This is a genomic window from Amycolatopsis sp. NPDC059235, assembly GCF_042754125.1.
In the GTDB taxonomy this organism is placed as follows: Bacteria; Actinomycetota; Actinomycetes; order Mycobacteriales; family Pseudonocardiaceae; genus Amycolatopsis; species Amycolatopsis albidoflava.
Genome location: NZ_JBHZAG010000046.1, coordinates 45,970 through 60,608 on the forward strand (window position 1 = coordinate 45,970; position 14,639 = coordinate 60,608).

Below are 14,639 nucleotides of genomic sequence, written 5' to 3' on the forward strand. Positions count from 1 at the left end.
GCCCGTGGCGAGCACCGCGCCAGGGCCGGCCGACCCCGCCGCCCGCGATTTCGTCTCCCGCGGCCGCATCGACGTCGAGGGCAGGCTGGTCGACGCCTCCAACGTCACGCTCTTCTGCGCGATCGAACTCGACGGCGTCACCGGCCGCGTCGTGTACAAGCCGGTGTCGGGGGAGCGGCCGCTGTGGGACTTCCCGGACGGCACTCTCGCCGGCCGCGAGGTCGCCACCGCGATGATCTCCGACGCCTGCGGCCTCGGCGCGATCCCGCCCACCGTGCTGCGCGACGGCCCGTTCGGGCCCGGCATGGTGCAGCTGTGGGTCGAGACCGAGGAGGACACCGAAGTCGTCGAGGTCTGCGCGCCGGAGGAAGTCCCCGAAGGCTGGCGCACCGTGCTGCACGCGCACGACCGGCTCGGCGAACCGGCGGTGCTCGTCCACGCCGACCACCCGGACCTGCGCGAACTCGCGGTCCTTGACATCGTCGTCAACAACACCGACCGCAAGGGCGGCCACCTGCTCGCCGCGACCGACGGCCACGTCTACGGCGTGGACCACGGCATCTGCCTGCACACCGACCCGAAGCTGCGCACCGTGCTGTGGGGCTGGATCGGCGAGGAACTGCCCGAGGACGCGGTCGAGAAGCTGCGGAAGCTCCGCGCGGACCTCGACGGCCGCCTCGGCGCGGAACTCGGCGAGCACCTGACCGCCTTCGAGATCCGGGCCCTTTCGCAGCGCACCGACTACCTGCTCGCCGAGGCGGTGTTCCCCGAGCCCGGCGACGACTGGCGCGCGATCCCCTGGCCGCTGTTCTGATGGCGGAACTGAGGGACAACGCTCTGATGGACACCGCTGCCCGCGCCCGCCTCGTCAACCGCTTCGGCCCGGCTGCGCAAGCGTGGTGCGACGCGCTGCCCGCGCTGGTCGAGCGGCTCTGCCGCCAGTGGGGCCTCACCGTGTCCGAAGCCCGGCCCGGCAACACCGGCCGCACGCTGCTCTGCCGCGACGGCGACGGCACGCTGAAGGTGCTCAAACTCTGCCCGGACCGCGCGATCGCGACCGCGGAGGCCACCGCACTCGGGTCGTGGACCGGTCTGTCGCGGGTCGTGCAGATCCTCGACGCCGACCTCGACCACGGCGCGGTGCTGCTCGAAGGACTCGAACCGGGCGACACGTTCACCGAACGCGGTGCGGACGTCCCGTGGGACCAGATCGGCGAACTGCTCGACGACATCCATGGAGTCCCGGCCGCCGGGCCGTTCCCGACCCAGCTCGAACGCGTCCGGTTCATGTTCGGCCTCGCCGAGCAACGCCTCGCCGGATCCCCGGCCGAAGCGCACCTTCCGCTGGAATCGCTGCGCACCGGACTGGCCCGCGCCGAGAAACTGGCGGCCAGCGGCCCGATCGCGCTCGTGCACGGCGACCTGCACCCGGGCAACGTCCTGGACGCCGGACCGGAGCGGGGCGCAGTCGCGATCGACCCGAGGCCGTGCGTCGGCGACCCGGCCTTCGACGCCGTCGACTGGGCCGTGCTGCCGATGGCCGACGGCGCCGCGGTCGAGGACGGGATCGCCGAACTCCCGCACCTCGACGGAGACCGGGTGCGTGCGTGGTGCGTCGCGCTCGCCCCGCTGGTGGCGATGGGCCCGCTCCGCCGCGGCGGGCCGACGCCGTTCACGGACGCCGTACTGCGGATGGCGCGCTGACCCGGTCCAATGCCAGGAACTCAAGGCCGCACAGCGGCCAGGCTAGGTGTCCGTGAGAGGCCTACGAGACTTGCCAGGCAAGGCGAACGTACGTGAGGGGAACCCTCACGTACTCAGATTCCCCCAGGGTTCCCCTCACGTACCTCACCCGCAGCCTCGCCTCAGGCACCTGGCGTTGTGGCCGGTCAGGGCGTGTCGAGCCCGCTAACCCCGGCCGACCTCCGCGGAGTGCGCGGGAAGGTAGCGCTCGCCCGTCACCTGGTCGTTCAGCGGGTCCAGCGCGGCCAGCGCCTCGGCGTCCAGGGTGAGCTCCAGCGCGGCGGCGTTCTGCTCGAGCCGGGCCGGGCTGCGGGTGCCCGGAATCGCGGCCACCGCCACCCCGAGCCGCTCGGCCTGGGCGTACACCCACGCAAGCGCCACCTGCGCCGGAGTGGCGCTCAGCCGGTCGGCCACCTCGCGCACGCTCTGCGCGATCTTCTCGTTGGCCTCGCCCGCCTCCCCGGTGAAGCGGGGGTTGGTGCGCCGGAAGTCCTTCTCGCCCAACGCGGAGCGGTCCAGGGCGCCGGTCAGGAATCCCCGCCCCAGCGGCGAGTACGGCACCAGCCCGACCCCCAGCTCGGCCATCACCGGGGTGACCGCCTCGACGTCGCGGGTCCACAGCGAGTACTCGCTCTGCACCGCCGCGATCGGGTGCACCGCGTGCGCCCGGCGCAGCAGCCCGCCGTCGACCTCGGAAAGCCCCAGGTAGCGGACCTTGCCCGCCTTGACCAGTTCGGCCATCGCCCCGACGGTCTCCTCGATCTCCACGTCCTGGGGCGGGCGGTGGGCGTAGTACAGATCGATCACGTCGACGCCCAGCCGCAGCAGCGAGGCGTCGCAGGAGCGCAGCACGTAGTCGCGGGCTCCTCGGATGCGGCGTGCCGCGTCGCCGCCGCTGCGGTCGAGGCCGAACTTCGTGGCCAGCTGCACCTGGTCCCGGCGCGCGTGGACGGCCCGGCCCACCAGCACCTCGTTGTGCCCGGTGCCGTAGGCGTCGGCGGTGTCCAGGAATGTGACGCCCAGCTCCAAAGCCCGGCCGATCGTGGCCAGGCCCCCGTCCCAGTCGGCGGCGCCGTAGCTCTCGCTCATCCCCATGCACCCCAGGCCCATCGCGCTGACAGCGAGACCGGGCGAGCCGAGCGTGGTTCGGGTGATCATGCGCGGTACTCCTCCTGCCCGGCCGACCGGGCGACACCTCGAAGACTGGCGAACACCGCCGACGCTAGGAGCTGGAGCGCGCTCCACGTCAAGCCGGAGGACCGGCTCCTTCCGGCGTGGCGGCGGGACGTGCCCGCGCCGCGCCGATAACGTGCCCGACCGTGCGCTATCACGACGTGCTGTCCGGCCCCCGCAAGCGGAAGATCCCGGAGGTCCCCGCCGAGCCGGGTCTCGTGGTCGAAGACCCGGCCAGCGGCTACTGCGGCGCGGTGGTGAAGATCGAGTACGGAAACGTCGTCCTCGAAGACGCCAAGGGCCGCCACCGGGTGTTCCCGCTCGCGCCCGCCGGGTTCCTGCTGGAAGGCAAGCCGGTCACGCTCGTGCCGGTCAAGAAGACCGCCGCCCCCACGCGCCAGGTGTCGGCGTCGGGGTCGGTCCGCGTGCAGGGCCTGCAGGCGCGGGTCGCGCGCGACTCCCGGATCTGGGTCGAGGGCAAGCACGACGCCGAACTGGTCGAACGCGTCTGGGGACACGACCTGCGCGTCGAGGGCGTCGTCGTGGAACCGCTCGACGGCGTCGACGTCCTGGCCGACCGGATCGCCGAATTCGGCACCGGTCCCGGCCGCAGGCTCGGCGTGCTCGTCGACCACCTCGTCGCGGGCAGCAAGGAATCCCGGCTGGTCGGGCAGATCCGCGACGAGCAGGTGCTCGTCACCGGGCACCCGTACATCGACGTCTGGCAGGCGGTGAAACCGGCGTCGGTCGGCATCCGGGCCTGGCCGGAGATCCCGCGCGGCATCGAATGGAAGGCCGGCATCTGCGACGCGCTCGGCTGGGGCGAACCGTACGAGGGATGGCAGCGCGTGCTCGCCGGGGTGCGCAGCTTCCGCGATCTCGAAACGCCGCTGATCGGCGCGGTGGAACGGCTCATCGACTTCGTGACCGAACCGGGCGACGACGCTCCGTAATGCCCGGTTTGCCGGAAAAATCCAAGGTCACGCGTCGGTCACGTCGAGTAGTTTGCCCGGTGCGAAACGACCCGATCTGAGAGCATGAGGGCATGGCAGCGGCTCTGATCTGGCTGATCATCGGCATCGTCCTGATGATCGCGGAGGTGATCTCCGGGGACTTCGTGCTGATCATGCTCGGCATCGGCGCGCTGCTCGGAGCCGGCTCGGAAGCGCTGACCGGCAACATCTACATCGACGTCGCCGTGTTCGCGGTCAGTTCGGTCGGGCTGCTCGCGCTGGTCCGCCCGGCGCTCAAGCGCCGCTTTCTCTCCGGGTCGGGCATCCCCACCGGCATCGACGCGCTGGTCGGAGCCCGCGCCGTCGTAGTGTCCACTGTGGACTACGATGCCGGCCAGGTGAAAATCGGCGGCGAGGTGTGGTCGGCGCGCGCCGTGCACGAATCGCAGCCGCCGATCGCGCCGGGCACCAGCGTCACGGTCGTCGAGATCTCCGGCGCCACGGCCGTGGTGGACATCGTCGCGTGAGGCGCCGTCCGAGGAAAAACGGTACTAGGTAAGGGGAAACGCTCTTGTCGACAATAGCGATCGTCGTGGTCGCGCTGCTGGCCCTGTTCGTCATCATCACAGTGGTCAAGGCGATCATGGTGGTGCCACAGGCCCAGTCGGCGGTGATCGAGCGGCTCGGCCGGTTCCGCACGGTCGCTTCGCCCGGCCTGACCTTCCTCGTCCCGTTCCTGGACAAGGTGCGCGCGCGGATCGACCTGCGCGAGCAGGTCGTCTCGTTCCCGCCGCAGCCGGTGATCACCGAGGACAACCTGACGGTGAACATCGACACCGTCGTGTACTTCCAGGTCACCGACTCGCGCGCCGCGGTCTACGAGATCTCGAACTACATCATCGGCGTCGAGCAGCTCACCACCACCACGCTCCGCAACGTGGTCGGCGGCATGAGCCTGGAAGAGACCCTGACCTCCCGCGACTCGATCAACACCCAGCTGCGCGGCGTGCTCGACGAGGCCACCGGCCGCTGGGGCATCCGCGTCGCCCGCGTCGAGCTGAAGGCGATCGAGCCGCCCGCCTCCATCCAGGACTCGATGGAGAAGCAGATGCGCGCCGACCGGGAGAAGCGCGCGATGATCCTCACCGCCGAAGGCCAGCGGGAGTCGTCGATCAAGACCGCCGAAGGCCAGAAGCAGAGCCAGATCCTCGCCGCGGAAGGCCAGAAGCAGGCCGCGATCCTCGCCGCGGAAGCGGAACGGCAGTCGCGGATCCTGCGCGCACAAGGTGAACGAGCCGCTCGCTACCTGCAGGCGCAGGGCCAGGCGAAGGCGATCGAGAAGGTGTTCGCGGCGATCAAGGCAGGCCGCCCGACGCCGGAGGTCCTCGCCTACCAGTACCTGCAGACGCTGCCGCAGATGGCGCAGGGCGACGCGAACAAGGTCTGGATGATCCCGAGCGACTACGGCAAGGCCCTCGAAGGCTTCGCCCGCGCGCTCGGCGCTCCCGGCGACGACGGCGTGTTCCGGTACGAGCCGCCGAAGGACGACACCCCGGCCCGCCCGGACCTCGACGACGACGAGGTCGCTGGCTGGTTCGACACGAGCAGCGACCCGAAGGTCGCCGAAGCCGTGGCCGCCGCGGAAGCGGTGGCGCGCAAGGAGGTCGACGGGCCGCTGGGCGCGTCGACCGAGCGCCGGGCGATCGGCGGGGCTCCGGCCGCGAAGCCCGAAGCTCCCGCGCCGGTCCAGGAAGAGGAGCCGCCCGCTCAGCAGCAGCAGCAGCAGTCGTTGCCGCAGCCGCAGCCCCCGGCGGGCCCGCAGGGCGGCCCGTACCAGGGACCGCCGCCGCAGCAGTTCGGCGGACCGCACGGACCCGGACCGGGCAGCGGGCCGTTCCCGCAGCAGGGACCGTTCGGCGGACCTCAGGGCGGGCCGCCGCCGCAGCGCTGACCACGTCGTGCGAAGGGGCTGCCACTCCGGATTTCCGGGTGGCAGCCCCTTTTTCGTGCGCTCAGCGGGCGTAGACGGCGACGTCGTCGATGTCGGCCTTCGAACGATCGGGCAGCGCGATCACGCACAACACAGTCACCACAACGGAAGCGACGATGTAGATCGAGATCGAGTACGGCGTGCCGGTGGTGTGCAGGAGCCAAACCGCCAGCAGAGGCGCGGGGCCGCCCGCGAACACCGACGCCAGTTGATATCCCAGTCCCGCGCCGCCATAGCGCAGATGCGTCGGGAAGCTTTCGCCGATGAGCGCCGCCTGCGGGCCGTACTGCATCGAGTGCGCCACCAGCGACACGATGATGGCCAGGAAGATCATCGCGTGGCCGCTGTGGGTCAGCACGGTGAAGTACGGGAACGCGAGGACTCCGGTCAGCACCGCGCCGGTCAGGTAAACCTGTTTGCGGCCGATCCGGTCGGACAGCTGGGAAAACAGCGGGATCAGCAGCAGCTCCGCCGCCGCTCCGACCAGGACCGCGTTGAGCACGAAGGTTTTGCTGAATTCCGGCCGTTGCACCACATAGAGCAGGACATAGCTGGTGAACAGGTAGAACGGCATCTGCTCGCTGAACCGCAAACCGGCCGACAGCAGGATTTCCCGCCAGTGACGGCGGACCACGTCCTTCACCGGGGCTTTCGAGGTGCGCTTCGCGGCGACCGCGGCGGCGAACATCGGGGTTTCCAGAATCCGCAGCCGGATGACCAGGCCGATCGCCACCAGGACCAGGCTCAGCAGGAACGGGATTCGCCAGCCCCACGAGGAAAAAGCGTCCGGAGACAGCGTCGCGGACAGCAGGGTCATCCCGCCGGTGCCCAGCACGAGTCCGACCGGAACGCCGACCTGCGCGAAACTCGCCAGCAGCCCGCGCCGGCGCTGGTCGCCCCATTCCATCGCCAGCAGCACCGATCCGCTCCACTCGCCGCCGATCGCGATGCCTTGCACGAGACGCAGCAGGACCAGGATCAGCGGGGCCGCGATGCCGATGGTCGCCGCGCCGGGCAGCAGCCCGACCACCGCCGAGGACAAGCCCATCAGCAGGAGCGTCACGATGAGTGTCGCCTTGCGGCCGAGCCGGTCGCCCCAATGGCCGAAGATCGCCGCGCCGATCGGGCGGGCCGCGAACCCGACCGCGTAGGTGGCGAACGACTGCATGACCCCGGCGTACGAGGAGGACGCGGGGAAGAACAGATGGGGAAAGACCAACGCGGCGGCGGTGTTGTAGAGGAAGAAGTCGTACCACTCGATGGTGGTGCCGATCGAACCGGCCAGGGCCGCCCGGCGTACCTGCACCCGGCGGTCGCCGGAGGAAGCGTGGACTGACTGGGTGACCTCGTTGTCGCCTAGAGTCATGGTCGTGCACCTCTCGTGACGGTCGTCACACTACAGTGTGAACGACCGGCAGAGGTTTGACGATTCCTGACGTCTGCTCCGGACGGGTTGTTTCCGACCCTCCGGCACGCCGAACCCACCTGGATCGGGCGCCGCGCGGGCAGGACTCGCGACTACCATCACAGCCGTGACGGAGGACAAACCGCTGCGCGCCGACGCGCGGCGAAACCGCGCGAAGGTGCTCGAAGCCGCCGAGACCGTGTTCGCGGCGAAGGGCACCGGCGCGCCGACCGAGGAGGTCGCGCGCGAGGCCGGCGTCGGCATCGGCACGGTGTTCCGGCACTTCCCCACGAAAGAAGCGCTGCTGGAGGCCGTGCTCTACGCGCGGCTGCACCGGTTCGTCGACGAGGCGGACGCCGTCGTCGCGCAGAACGCCGAGGACGCCGGTGCCGCGTTCTTCACCTTCCTCACCAGCTGGATCGAGATGTCCAGCGCCAAAAACGCCTACTTCGAAGCGCTCACCTCGGCCGGCGTGTGCGTGCCCAGCACGGGTTCGGTGATCGGGGAGCGGCTGCGCGAATCCCTCGGCGTGCTGCTGCGGCGCGCCCAGGACAGCGGCGCGGTGCGACGCGATGTCACCACCACCGAGCTGATCCCGGTGATCATCGGCACCGCGAAGGCGGCCGAGCACGTCGGGGCCGATCGGGAGCTGCGCGACCGCACCATCGCGATCCTGTTCGACGGCCTCCGCACCTGAGTCAGCGAAGCACGGCAGCCAGCAGATCGGTGCCCAGCGAGGACAGCTGCGGCAGATCGAGCGAGTAGCGCACGTACCGGCCTTGGCGCTTGGTGGTGAGCAGACCCGCCCGGCGCAGGACCGCGAGATGCCGGGACACCTCCGGCGCGGACAGATCCCAGGTGTGCGCGAGTTCGCTGGTGGTGTGCGGGCTTCGCGCCAGCGTGCGGACCAGGCGCAGCCGCACCGGATGGGCCAGCGCGTCAAGCCGCAGTTCGACCGTTTCCAGCGGCACGGGCGCGGCGGCGTTGGCGACCGGGTACTGCACCACCGGCTGCCAACCGGCGGCGTGCACGACGACGAGGTGCGGGCTGCCGAAGACGCTGGGGATGAACGTGACGCCGTCTTGGGCGGAGGTCGCCTTGTCCTGCAGCTTGTCCACGACGATGCGGGAGCCGTCTTCGGACAGTGTGACCGCGCTGGAAACCGCGTCGAGCGCGGTGCGGAGTCCCTTGTGCCGCACCAGGTCTTGCTTGTGCCGCAGGTCCGCGGCGAGCTGCGGTTCGAGCCCGGCCCACGCGCTGTCGAAGAAGGCTTCGGCGCATTGCTCAAGGGTGTCGCGGACGCGGGCCCTTGTGGCCGCGGGGTCGGTCAGGAGGCTTTCGGCGAAGGCTTCCTGCCGGGGGCCGCGTGCCTGGGCGAGGTCCAGGGCACGCTCGCGCGAGTCCGGGTCGGCGAGCGGGGAACGGGTCGCGATCCGGGTGCTGCCGCAGGTCGAGACGAGCGCCGCGGTCGCGTACGTTTCGTGGTCGATCGCGTCGACGTCGGCCAATTCCTCGGTCAGGGCCGGGCGCGGACGTCCGGGCAGCAGGAAGTCCGCCTGCGAAGACCTCCACAGGGAATCGGCTTCCCGCACGCGTTCGGCCAGTTCGGGCCGCATCCCGGCCCAGACTTCGCCCGCCCACGCGGCGAATCGCGGGTGATGGCCCGGCTCGGCCAGGACGTGCAGCATCGCGGTCAGCTCCGCGAGCGGCGACGCGGCGAATCGCACCTGCTCGGCCGGCGGTCCGGCGATGTCGATCCTCAACGGCACCGCACCAGCATCGCCGATCGGTCGGGCCGGGGCTTCGCCGGTTGACGGAAACTGCGAATCGGCGTGCTCCGGCCCAGGTCCGCGCAGCAGGGTCGAACGCCATGACCACCAAGATCCGGCCGAGCGCGCTGATCCGCGTCTCCGGCGGCCCGCGCTACGCGGCCGCCATGGCCGTCGACGCCCTCGGCACCGGCCTGTTGCGCCCGTTCCTCCTGATCTACGGCGTAACCGTGCTCGGCCTGTCCGCGCCCGCGACCGGTGCCGCCATGACGGCTGGCGTCGTGGCCGGGCTCGGCTGCCTGCCGTTGGTGGGGCGATGGCTCGAACGCGGTGCGCGCACCACCGTGGTGGCCGCTTCGATGCTGGTGCGTGCGATCGGGGTCGTGGTGCTGCTGGCCGCGCCTGCGGGCGAGGTGTGGACGTTCGTCGGCGCGGCGATTCTGCTGTCGGCAGGGAATCAGGCGTGGCCAGCAGCTCACGCCGCACTCGTCGCGACGCTCGCTGAAGGCAGGCAACGCGATGCCGCACTCGCCGCCGGTCGTTCCCTCCGCAATGCCGCGCTCGGCATCGGCGCACTGCTGGCGACGGCGTGCCTGGCCGGTGGCGCGAATGCCTTGCGGGCCATGGCGATCGGGACCGGGATCGCGTATCTGATCGCCGCTGCCTTGGCGTGGTCAGTCCACTTGCGAGCCCCGGCCGCCGTGGCGGAACCTGTGGCCGAGAGCGCGCCGCGGATGGGCGCGCTGCTGGCCGCGAACGTCGTCTACGCGTTTTGCCTCAACGTCCCCGAAATCGCGTTGCCCTTGGTGCTGACCGCTTATCTCCATGCTTCCCCGGCGTGGTCGGCGGCGATCTTCGTGGCCAACACCGTGCTCGTGGTCGCCCTGCAAGTGCCGGTCACCGTCCTGCTGTCGAGGGTTTCCCGGCGGACCGCGCTGGCGGGCGGCGGAGTCGTGCTCGCCTTGTCGTATCTCGGCTTTCTCGCGGCGACCTCGCTCGGATCCGGCTGGGCGGCGCCCGCGATCGCCGCCGTTTCGGTGGTCTGCACCATCGGCGAGATCATCTACGCGGGCAGCGCCACGGCGTTCGTCATGGCCCAGGCGCCCGCGCGCTTGCTCGGCCGGGCGGTGGCCCGCTTCGAACTGTCGACCGGCGTCGGGCTGGCGATTTCGCCTGCTGTGCTCACCGCGCTCGCTCCGCTCGGCCCCGGCGCGCTCTGGGGCGGGCTCGCGGGAGCTACCCTCGTGTCCGCGGGCGCCGTCGCAGGGGGCGGGGGAGCCGGGCCTAAACTGAGCCAATGACCAACCGCTTAGTCTGTATTGGCGATTCGTTCACCGAAGGCGTCGGGGACGACGATCCGTCCGCGCGCAACGGGGTGCGCGGATGGGCCGACCGGGTCGCCGAGGTGCTGGCCGCCGGCGAGCCCGGGTTCCGGTACGCCAACCTGGCGGTGCGCGGGAAGCTCCTGCCGCAGGTGCTGAACGAGCAGGTCGAACCGGCGCTGGCGATGAAACCGGAGCTCGTCACCGTCTACGCGGGCGGCAACGACCTGATGCGGCCGCGGGTGGACGTCGACAGCCTCGCCGATTCGTACGAGCGCGCGGTGGCCCGGTTCCGCGCGGCCGGCGCGCAGGTGCTGCTGTTCACCGGCGTCGACGGCGTGGAAGACGCGCTGTTCCGCCAGATCCGCGGGCGGGTCGCGATCTACAACGAGCATGTGCGGGGCATCGCGGCCCGGCACGAGACGCTGCTGGTGGACATGTGGTCGATGCGCCAGCTGCGCGACCGGCGCATGTGGTCCCCGGATCGCCTGCACCTCAACGCGGCCGGGCACACCGAAATCGCCATCGCCGTCCTCGACGCGCTCGGCGTCCAGCACAGCCTCACGCACGCCGCGCTCGGTCCGAGGCCTCGCCTCTCGACGCGGGAACAGCGCGCGGCGAACCTTCGCTGGGGCCGGGAACACGCGTTGCCGTGGATCGGCCGTCGTCTGCGCGGCGAGTCCTCCGGCGACACGATCGCCCCGAAATACCCGGAACTGCAGGCGTTCGAAGCAGTCGACTGACCTGCTGCTCAGCCCACGAGCTGCCGCGCGCGATGGTCGGCGACGTTGACCCGCGTGCCGCAGCGAGTGGAGCAGAACCGCCGGCGTCCGTTGCGCGAGGTGTCCACGAAGGCGATGCCGCACCCTTCGCGCGCGCAGACGCCGAGGCGATGCGGCTCCTCGCACACGAGATGCGCGAGCCCGCCCGCGGTGTAAGCGTAGAACCGCTCGACCACGCCCGCGCCTTCGCTGGAGTAGTGCAGGTGCGGCGCTTTCCCGTCGTGACTGGCGATGTTCGGCCGGCACGCGGCGACGGCGAGCAGCTCGTTCAGGAGATCAATGCGCTCGGCCGTCGTCTCCGCGACGAACACCTCGTGCAGCCGCCGCCCCCACGCGAGGATCCGCTCGGCTTCGTCGGAGGTGATGCGCGGCAGCACCATGTCGCGCGCCTGCCCCGCGGCCCGCACCTCGGCGGCCGTGACGTCTTCGCGCAGGGCAAGGGTGGCCAGGTCGGCGGCTACTTGGGCGCCCGCGCCACCGTAAGGGTTGAAGTGCACTCGCCCATTACAACACGATCCGCCGCCCAGGGAAATACTTCTCCGGAAAATAAGATTGACGCACCGCTTCGGCGTAGGTGAAGATGAATGCACCACAGCGGATGAAGGAGCGGTCATGACGAACAAGCGACAGCGGGAGACGCGAGGCCAATATCCGGCCGCGGTCCGCGCTGTCCAGCGTTCCGTTCATCAGCGCCGCACCGGCCGTAAAGGCGGCCCGCTCGGCGGTATCCGCTCCCTGACCTGACGCAGCAGTCGCTGCGCACCGGGAGCCGCCCGTCGGGAAACCGATCCGGGCGGCTTCTCTTATCGGGTCCTCCGAATGCCATTGGTCGCGGCTCTTGTTTTCGCGACGAAATTTCCTGCTGCCCATTTTTGGCGGTCGCGGTCCTTTGACAACTGCACAGCGAAGAAAGACATTTCCGAGACTCGTCCCCGTCGCCTCACCCGCGGCCAGGACGAGCGCCGGGTCCGGCAGCCACGCGCCGCCGGACCCGCACGGTGAAGACGGGGCGGTGGCGGCCCCACCCGGCTGTAACCCGGGCGCCCGTTGCGGGCAATGAGGGTTCGACTCCCTCCTTCACCACTGCGCCCTGGTCAGGGCGCGTCCTGCGGTCGTGGTGAACTCGGCGGACACGTCGGTCTTCCAAACCGAAGAAGAGGGTTCGATGCCCTCCGGCCGCTCGCGGTCCGGCTTAGTGCCGGACGCACACCCCTGTAGCTCAGCGGGAAAGAGCGCCGCACTACGAATGCGGAGGCGCCAGGTTCGAGTCCTGGCAGGGGTACGGGCCCGGCGCCGAGGGGGCGCCGGCGCCTGCCCGGCATCCCGGATGCGAGGGGCATCGGCGACCCCGCCTGGTTCGGGACCAGGAGACACCGCGTTCGATCCGCGGGCATCCGACTGGCCATGGCGCGTTCCCGGTTGGTGTAACCGGCAGCATCGCGGATTTTGGATCCGCGGGCCCAGGTTCGAATCCTGGACCGGGAGCCCGTGCCCGTTCGTCCAACTGGCAGGACGCCGCGCTCTGGACGCGGAAACCGAGGTTCGAACCCTCGACGGGCAGCTCTCCTTCCCGCCTCGGCGCGGGCCGTTAGCTCAATCGCGCAGAGCAGCCGGCTTTTACCCGGCGGGTTCAGGGTTCGAGTCCCTGGCGGCCCACTTTCGAACCCCAGGTCACCGGTGTCGGTGACCTGGGGTTTTGTGCTGTCGGAGTCGTGGGCGATCGCCGACACCAGGGCGCGAAACCAACCTACTCGATCAATTGCGGAGCTACCGCGTCGCAATATTCTTTGCCGCTGCGGCCAGTGATCCTGGTTTGGGGCATTCGGCTGCGACCCGTTCCGTCATGACCTAGTGGCTCGCGATCGGCGGTCTTCCGCCGGGGTGCGGGCCAGCTCTACGCTTGGTTGAAGACGCGAAGCCGACGTCGGCGCGGGTCGGCATGAAAAGCGTTGGCCGGGGAGAGTGGGGGACCGTTCGCTGGCGGTGGCTGGGCGTGCTTCTGGGCATCGTCGGCGTCGCGCTGTTGATAGCGTGCGGTGCCGGTGCGACCATGCAGCACCAACGTGCCGACAACCTTGCTGCCCACGGAGTTCGGGCGCAGGGCACGGTTATCCTGGTGAACGGCGACCGCCCCTCGCGGCGGGGCTTCGTCCAGGCCCCGACGATCTGCGCACCAGCGACCAGACCAACGATCCGTGGGCGATTGACTTGGCGATCATGGTCGTCTTTCTGCTGTCGTTGGGCTTCATCGTGGGCGGAGTCAATACCTACCTCTTCGGCCGGCGACAGCGGATTCGGGTTCGTCCTGCCGTCCGGAGCTCGCCACCGAGCCCCGCCGGAGACGGGAGACGCTGACGCTGTGGCAGGACTTGGGTCGGGCTGACCCGCGACGGGCAGCGGGCAAGCGTGGGCACCGCCTCAACCGCGACGACGAGTCGTCGCCGCCAGCGGCTTCGCGGACGGCCGGCTGACCGGCTCGAAGGCACGCGTCACCGGCGAGCAGTTCCGGCGAAGGAAGTCCGGGACTCCGAGCGGCCAGAACCGGCGACGACGCTGCGGAACGCGAGGTGCGCGAAGGAACCGTGGTTCCGTTCGTCCACTCCGGAACGGACTTCCGGGCAGTTGCCGCGCCGGTGTCGCTCAGGCAGGCGTGTCGCGGCCGTGATCCCGGCGGCGGTCCTTGTATCACCAGCGGTGAGAGTCCGTTCTGCGGGCCTGACTGAGGAAGGTGCGACACGCAATGAGTGCCAGCGACGAAACCGGCGCGGGAGGGCCCGGGCAGCCAGTTTCCGCGCCGGGCAAGAGCAAGGGCGGCGCCTCCGGGGAGCGGCTGGTGCTGTTCACCGACGCGGTGACCGCGATCTCGATCACCTTGCTGATCCTGCCGCTGGTCGACCTCGTCCCGGAGGTCGCCTCCGCCCGCGGGCACGCCAGCGAGGTGATCACCGGTCACTTCGACCAGATCTGGAGCTTTCTGCTGAGTTTCGCGGTCATCGCGAACATCTGGCGGGAGCATCACCGGACGTTCTCCTCGGTCGCGAGGGTCACCCGCCCCTTCACGATGTGGAACATGGGGTGGTTGCTGTCCGTCGTCGTGCTGCCGCTCCCGACGGAGATGATCGGCGCCTTCGGCCGCGACCGGTTCGTGGCGGTGTTCTATTACGCGACGCTCCTGGCGAGCATGGTGTGCCGGTTCGCGATGCTGAAGATCCTGAAAGCCGACCCGGAGCTGCTGGAGGAGGACGATCGAGAGCCGGAGACGCTCCGGGAGCTCTACCAGGAGAGCTACCTCAACGTCCTGGCGCTGGTCCTGGCTTTGGCCCTCGCGCTCGCCGTGCCCGCGCTGCAGTACTACAGCTTGGTGCTGCTCGTCATGCCCGGCAGGCGGGTGCTCCAGCGGCGCCGGCGGGCCAGCTGACCGTCGGACGGAATGAAGAGAAGGCCGACGTGGCTGGACTCGCGCGCTGCGGCGGTCGCCGATGTCGTCTCCCGCCCGGCTGAG

14 protein-coding genes and 5 tRNA genes are annotated in these 14,639 nt (G+C 70.3%); 14 read left to right on the plus strand and 5 right to left on the minus strand.

The annotated features are described in order from the left end of the window. Positions 1 to 4: 4 nt before the first annotated feature. Complete coding sequence (locus ACFXI3_RS26895) at positions 5 to 814, plus strand: SCO1664 family protein (RefSeq protein WP_344275344.1); 810 nt, start codon at positions 5 to 7, stop codon at positions 812 to 814. A gap of 26 nt (positions 815 to 840) precedes the next feature. After that, positions 841 to 1,704, plus strand: a complete 864-nt coding sequence (locus ACFXI3_RS26900) for a phosphotransferase (RefSeq protein ID WP_378403117.1) — start codon at positions 841 to 843, stop codon at positions 1,702 to 1,704. 204 nt (positions 1,705 to 1,908) lie between these two features. On the opposite strand, the gene ACFXI3_RS26905 is transcribed toward ACFXI3_RS26900, so the two are convergent. Further along, positions 1,909 to 2,901, minus strand: a complete 993-nt coding sequence (locus ACFXI3_RS26905) for an aldo/keto reductase (RefSeq protein WP_378403119.1) — start codon at positions 2,899 to 2,901, stop codon at positions 1,909 to 1,911. Positions 2,902 to 3,062: 161 nt separating this feature from the next. Here ACFXI3_RS26905 and ACFXI3_RS26910 point away from each other — a divergent pair, with 161 nt between their 5' ends. From ACFXI3_RS26910 to ACFXI3_RS26920, 3 genes are all read left to right on the plus strand, one after another. Then, positions 3,063 to 3,869 (plus strand): DUF3097 domain-containing protein, encoded by an 807-nt coding sequence (locus ACFXI3_RS26910; protein WP_378403121.1) that lies wholly within the window; start codon positions 3,063 to 3,065, stop codon positions 3,867 to 3,869. A gap of 92 nt (positions 3,870 to 3,961) precedes the next feature. Beyond that, positions 3,962 to 4,396 carry an NfeD family protein gene (locus tag ACFXI3_RS26915; RefSeq protein WP_344275331.1) on the plus strand — a complete coding sequence of 145 codons (435 nt, stop codon included), beginning with the start codon at positions 3,962 to 3,964 and terminating at the stop codon, positions 4,394 to 4,396. Between the two features lie 116 nt (positions 4,397 to 4,512). Further along, positions 4,513 to 5,820, plus strand: coding sequence for an SPFH domain-containing protein (locus tag ACFXI3_RS26920; RefSeq protein WP_378403160.1), 1,308 nt, complete (start codon positions 4,513 to 4,515; stop codon positions 5,818 to 5,820). A gap of 61 nt (positions 5,821 to 5,881) precedes the next feature. Here ACFXI3_RS26920 and ACFXI3_RS26925 read toward each other — a convergent pair whose 3' ends face one another. After that, a complete protein-coding gene (locus ACFXI3_RS26925) occupies positions 5,882 to 7,225 on the minus strand; it encodes an MFS transporter (protein WP_378403123.1) in 1,344 nt (447 codons plus the stop codon). A gap of 166 nt (positions 7,226 to 7,391) precedes the next feature. Between ACFXI3_RS26925 and ACFXI3_RS26930 the strand changes: the two genes are divergently transcribed. After that, positions 7,392 to 7,961 carry a TetR/AcrR family transcriptional regulator gene (locus tag ACFXI3_RS26930; protein ID WP_344275325.1) on the plus strand — a complete coding sequence of 190 codons (570 nt, stop codon included), beginning with the start codon at positions 7,392 to 7,394 and terminating at the stop codon, positions 7,959 to 7,961. Between the two features lies 1 nt (position 7,962). Here ACFXI3_RS26930 and ACFXI3_RS26935 read toward each other — a convergent pair whose 3' ends face one another. Next, positions 7,963 to 9,033 carry a DUF5937 family protein gene (locus tag ACFXI3_RS26935; RefSeq protein ID WP_378403125.1) on the minus strand — a complete coding sequence of 357 codons (1,071 nt, stop codon included), beginning with the start codon at positions 9,031 to 9,033 and terminating at the stop codon, positions 7,963 to 7,965. A gap of 101 nt (positions 9,034 to 9,134) precedes the next feature. On the opposite strand from ACFXI3_RS26935, the gene ACFXI3_RS26940 reads away from it, so the two are divergent. Both ACFXI3_RS26940 and ACFXI3_RS26945 read left to right on the plus strand, forming a co-directional pair. Beyond that, entirely contained in the window at positions 9,135 to 10,334 is a 1,200-nt protein-coding gene (locus tag ACFXI3_RS26940) for an MFS transporter (protein WP_378403127.1), read from the plus strand. Next, on the plus strand, positions 10,331 to 11,098 hold the full coding sequence (locus tag ACFXI3_RS26945) for an SGNH/GDSL hydrolase family protein (protein WP_378403129.1): 768 nt from the start codon (positions 10,331 to 10,333) through the stop codon (positions 11,096 to 11,098). The genes ACFXI3_RS26940 and ACFXI3_RS26945 overlap by 4 nt, the downstream gene beginning before the upstream one ends. A gap of 8 nt (positions 11,099 to 11,106) precedes the next feature. Here ACFXI3_RS26945 and ACFXI3_RS26950 read toward each other — a convergent pair whose 3' ends face one another. Together ACFXI3_RS26950 and ACFXI3_RS26955 are read right to left on the minus strand one after the other, a co-directional pair. Next, complete coding sequence (locus tag ACFXI3_RS26950; protein ID WP_378403131.1) at positions 11,107 to 11,634, minus strand: CGNR zinc finger domain-containing protein; 528 nt, start codon at positions 11,632 to 11,634, stop codon at positions 11,107 to 11,109. 7 nt (positions 11,635 to 11,641) lie between these two features. Next, the gene (locus ACFXI3_RS26955; RefSeq protein WP_378403133.1) at positions 11,642 to 12,007 is read right to left on the minus strand and encodes a hypothetical protein; all 366 of its coding nucleotides are present in this window, start codon (positions 12,005 to 12,007) and stop codon (positions 11,642 to 11,644) included. A 238-nt stretch (positions 12,008 to 12,245) separates the two neighbouring features. Between ACFXI3_RS26955 and ACFXI3_RS26960 the strand changes: the two genes are divergently transcribed. The 6 genes from ACFXI3_RS26960 (at position 12,246) to ACFXI3_RS26985 (ending at position 14,555) form a co-directional block, all read left to right on the plus strand. Further along, positions 12,246 to 12,318, plus strand: a tRNA-Gly gene (locus ACFXI3_RS26960). Positions 12,319 to 12,345: 27 nt separating this feature from the next. Next, positions 12,346 to 12,419, plus strand: a tRNA-Arg gene (locus ACFXI3_RS26965). A gap of 131 nt (positions 12,420 to 12,550) precedes the next feature. After that, a tRNA-Gln gene (locus tag ACFXI3_RS26970) sits at positions 12,551 to 12,622 on the plus strand. A gap of 4 nt (positions 12,623 to 12,626) precedes the next feature. Then, positions 12,627 to 12,698 (plus strand) — tRNA-Gln (locus tag ACFXI3_RS26975). A 21-nt stretch (positions 12,699 to 12,719) separates the two neighbouring features. After that, a tRNA-Lys gene (locus ACFXI3_RS26980) sits at positions 12,720 to 12,793 on the plus strand. A 1,084-nt stretch (positions 12,794 to 13,877) separates the two neighbouring features. Continuing rightward, on the plus strand, positions 13,878 to 14,555 hold the full coding sequence (locus ACFXI3_RS26985) for a TMEM175 family protein (protein ID WP_378403135.1): 678 nt from the start codon (positions 13,878 to 13,880) through the stop codon (positions 14,553 to 14,555). Positions 14,556 to 14,639: the final 84 nt, after the last annotated feature.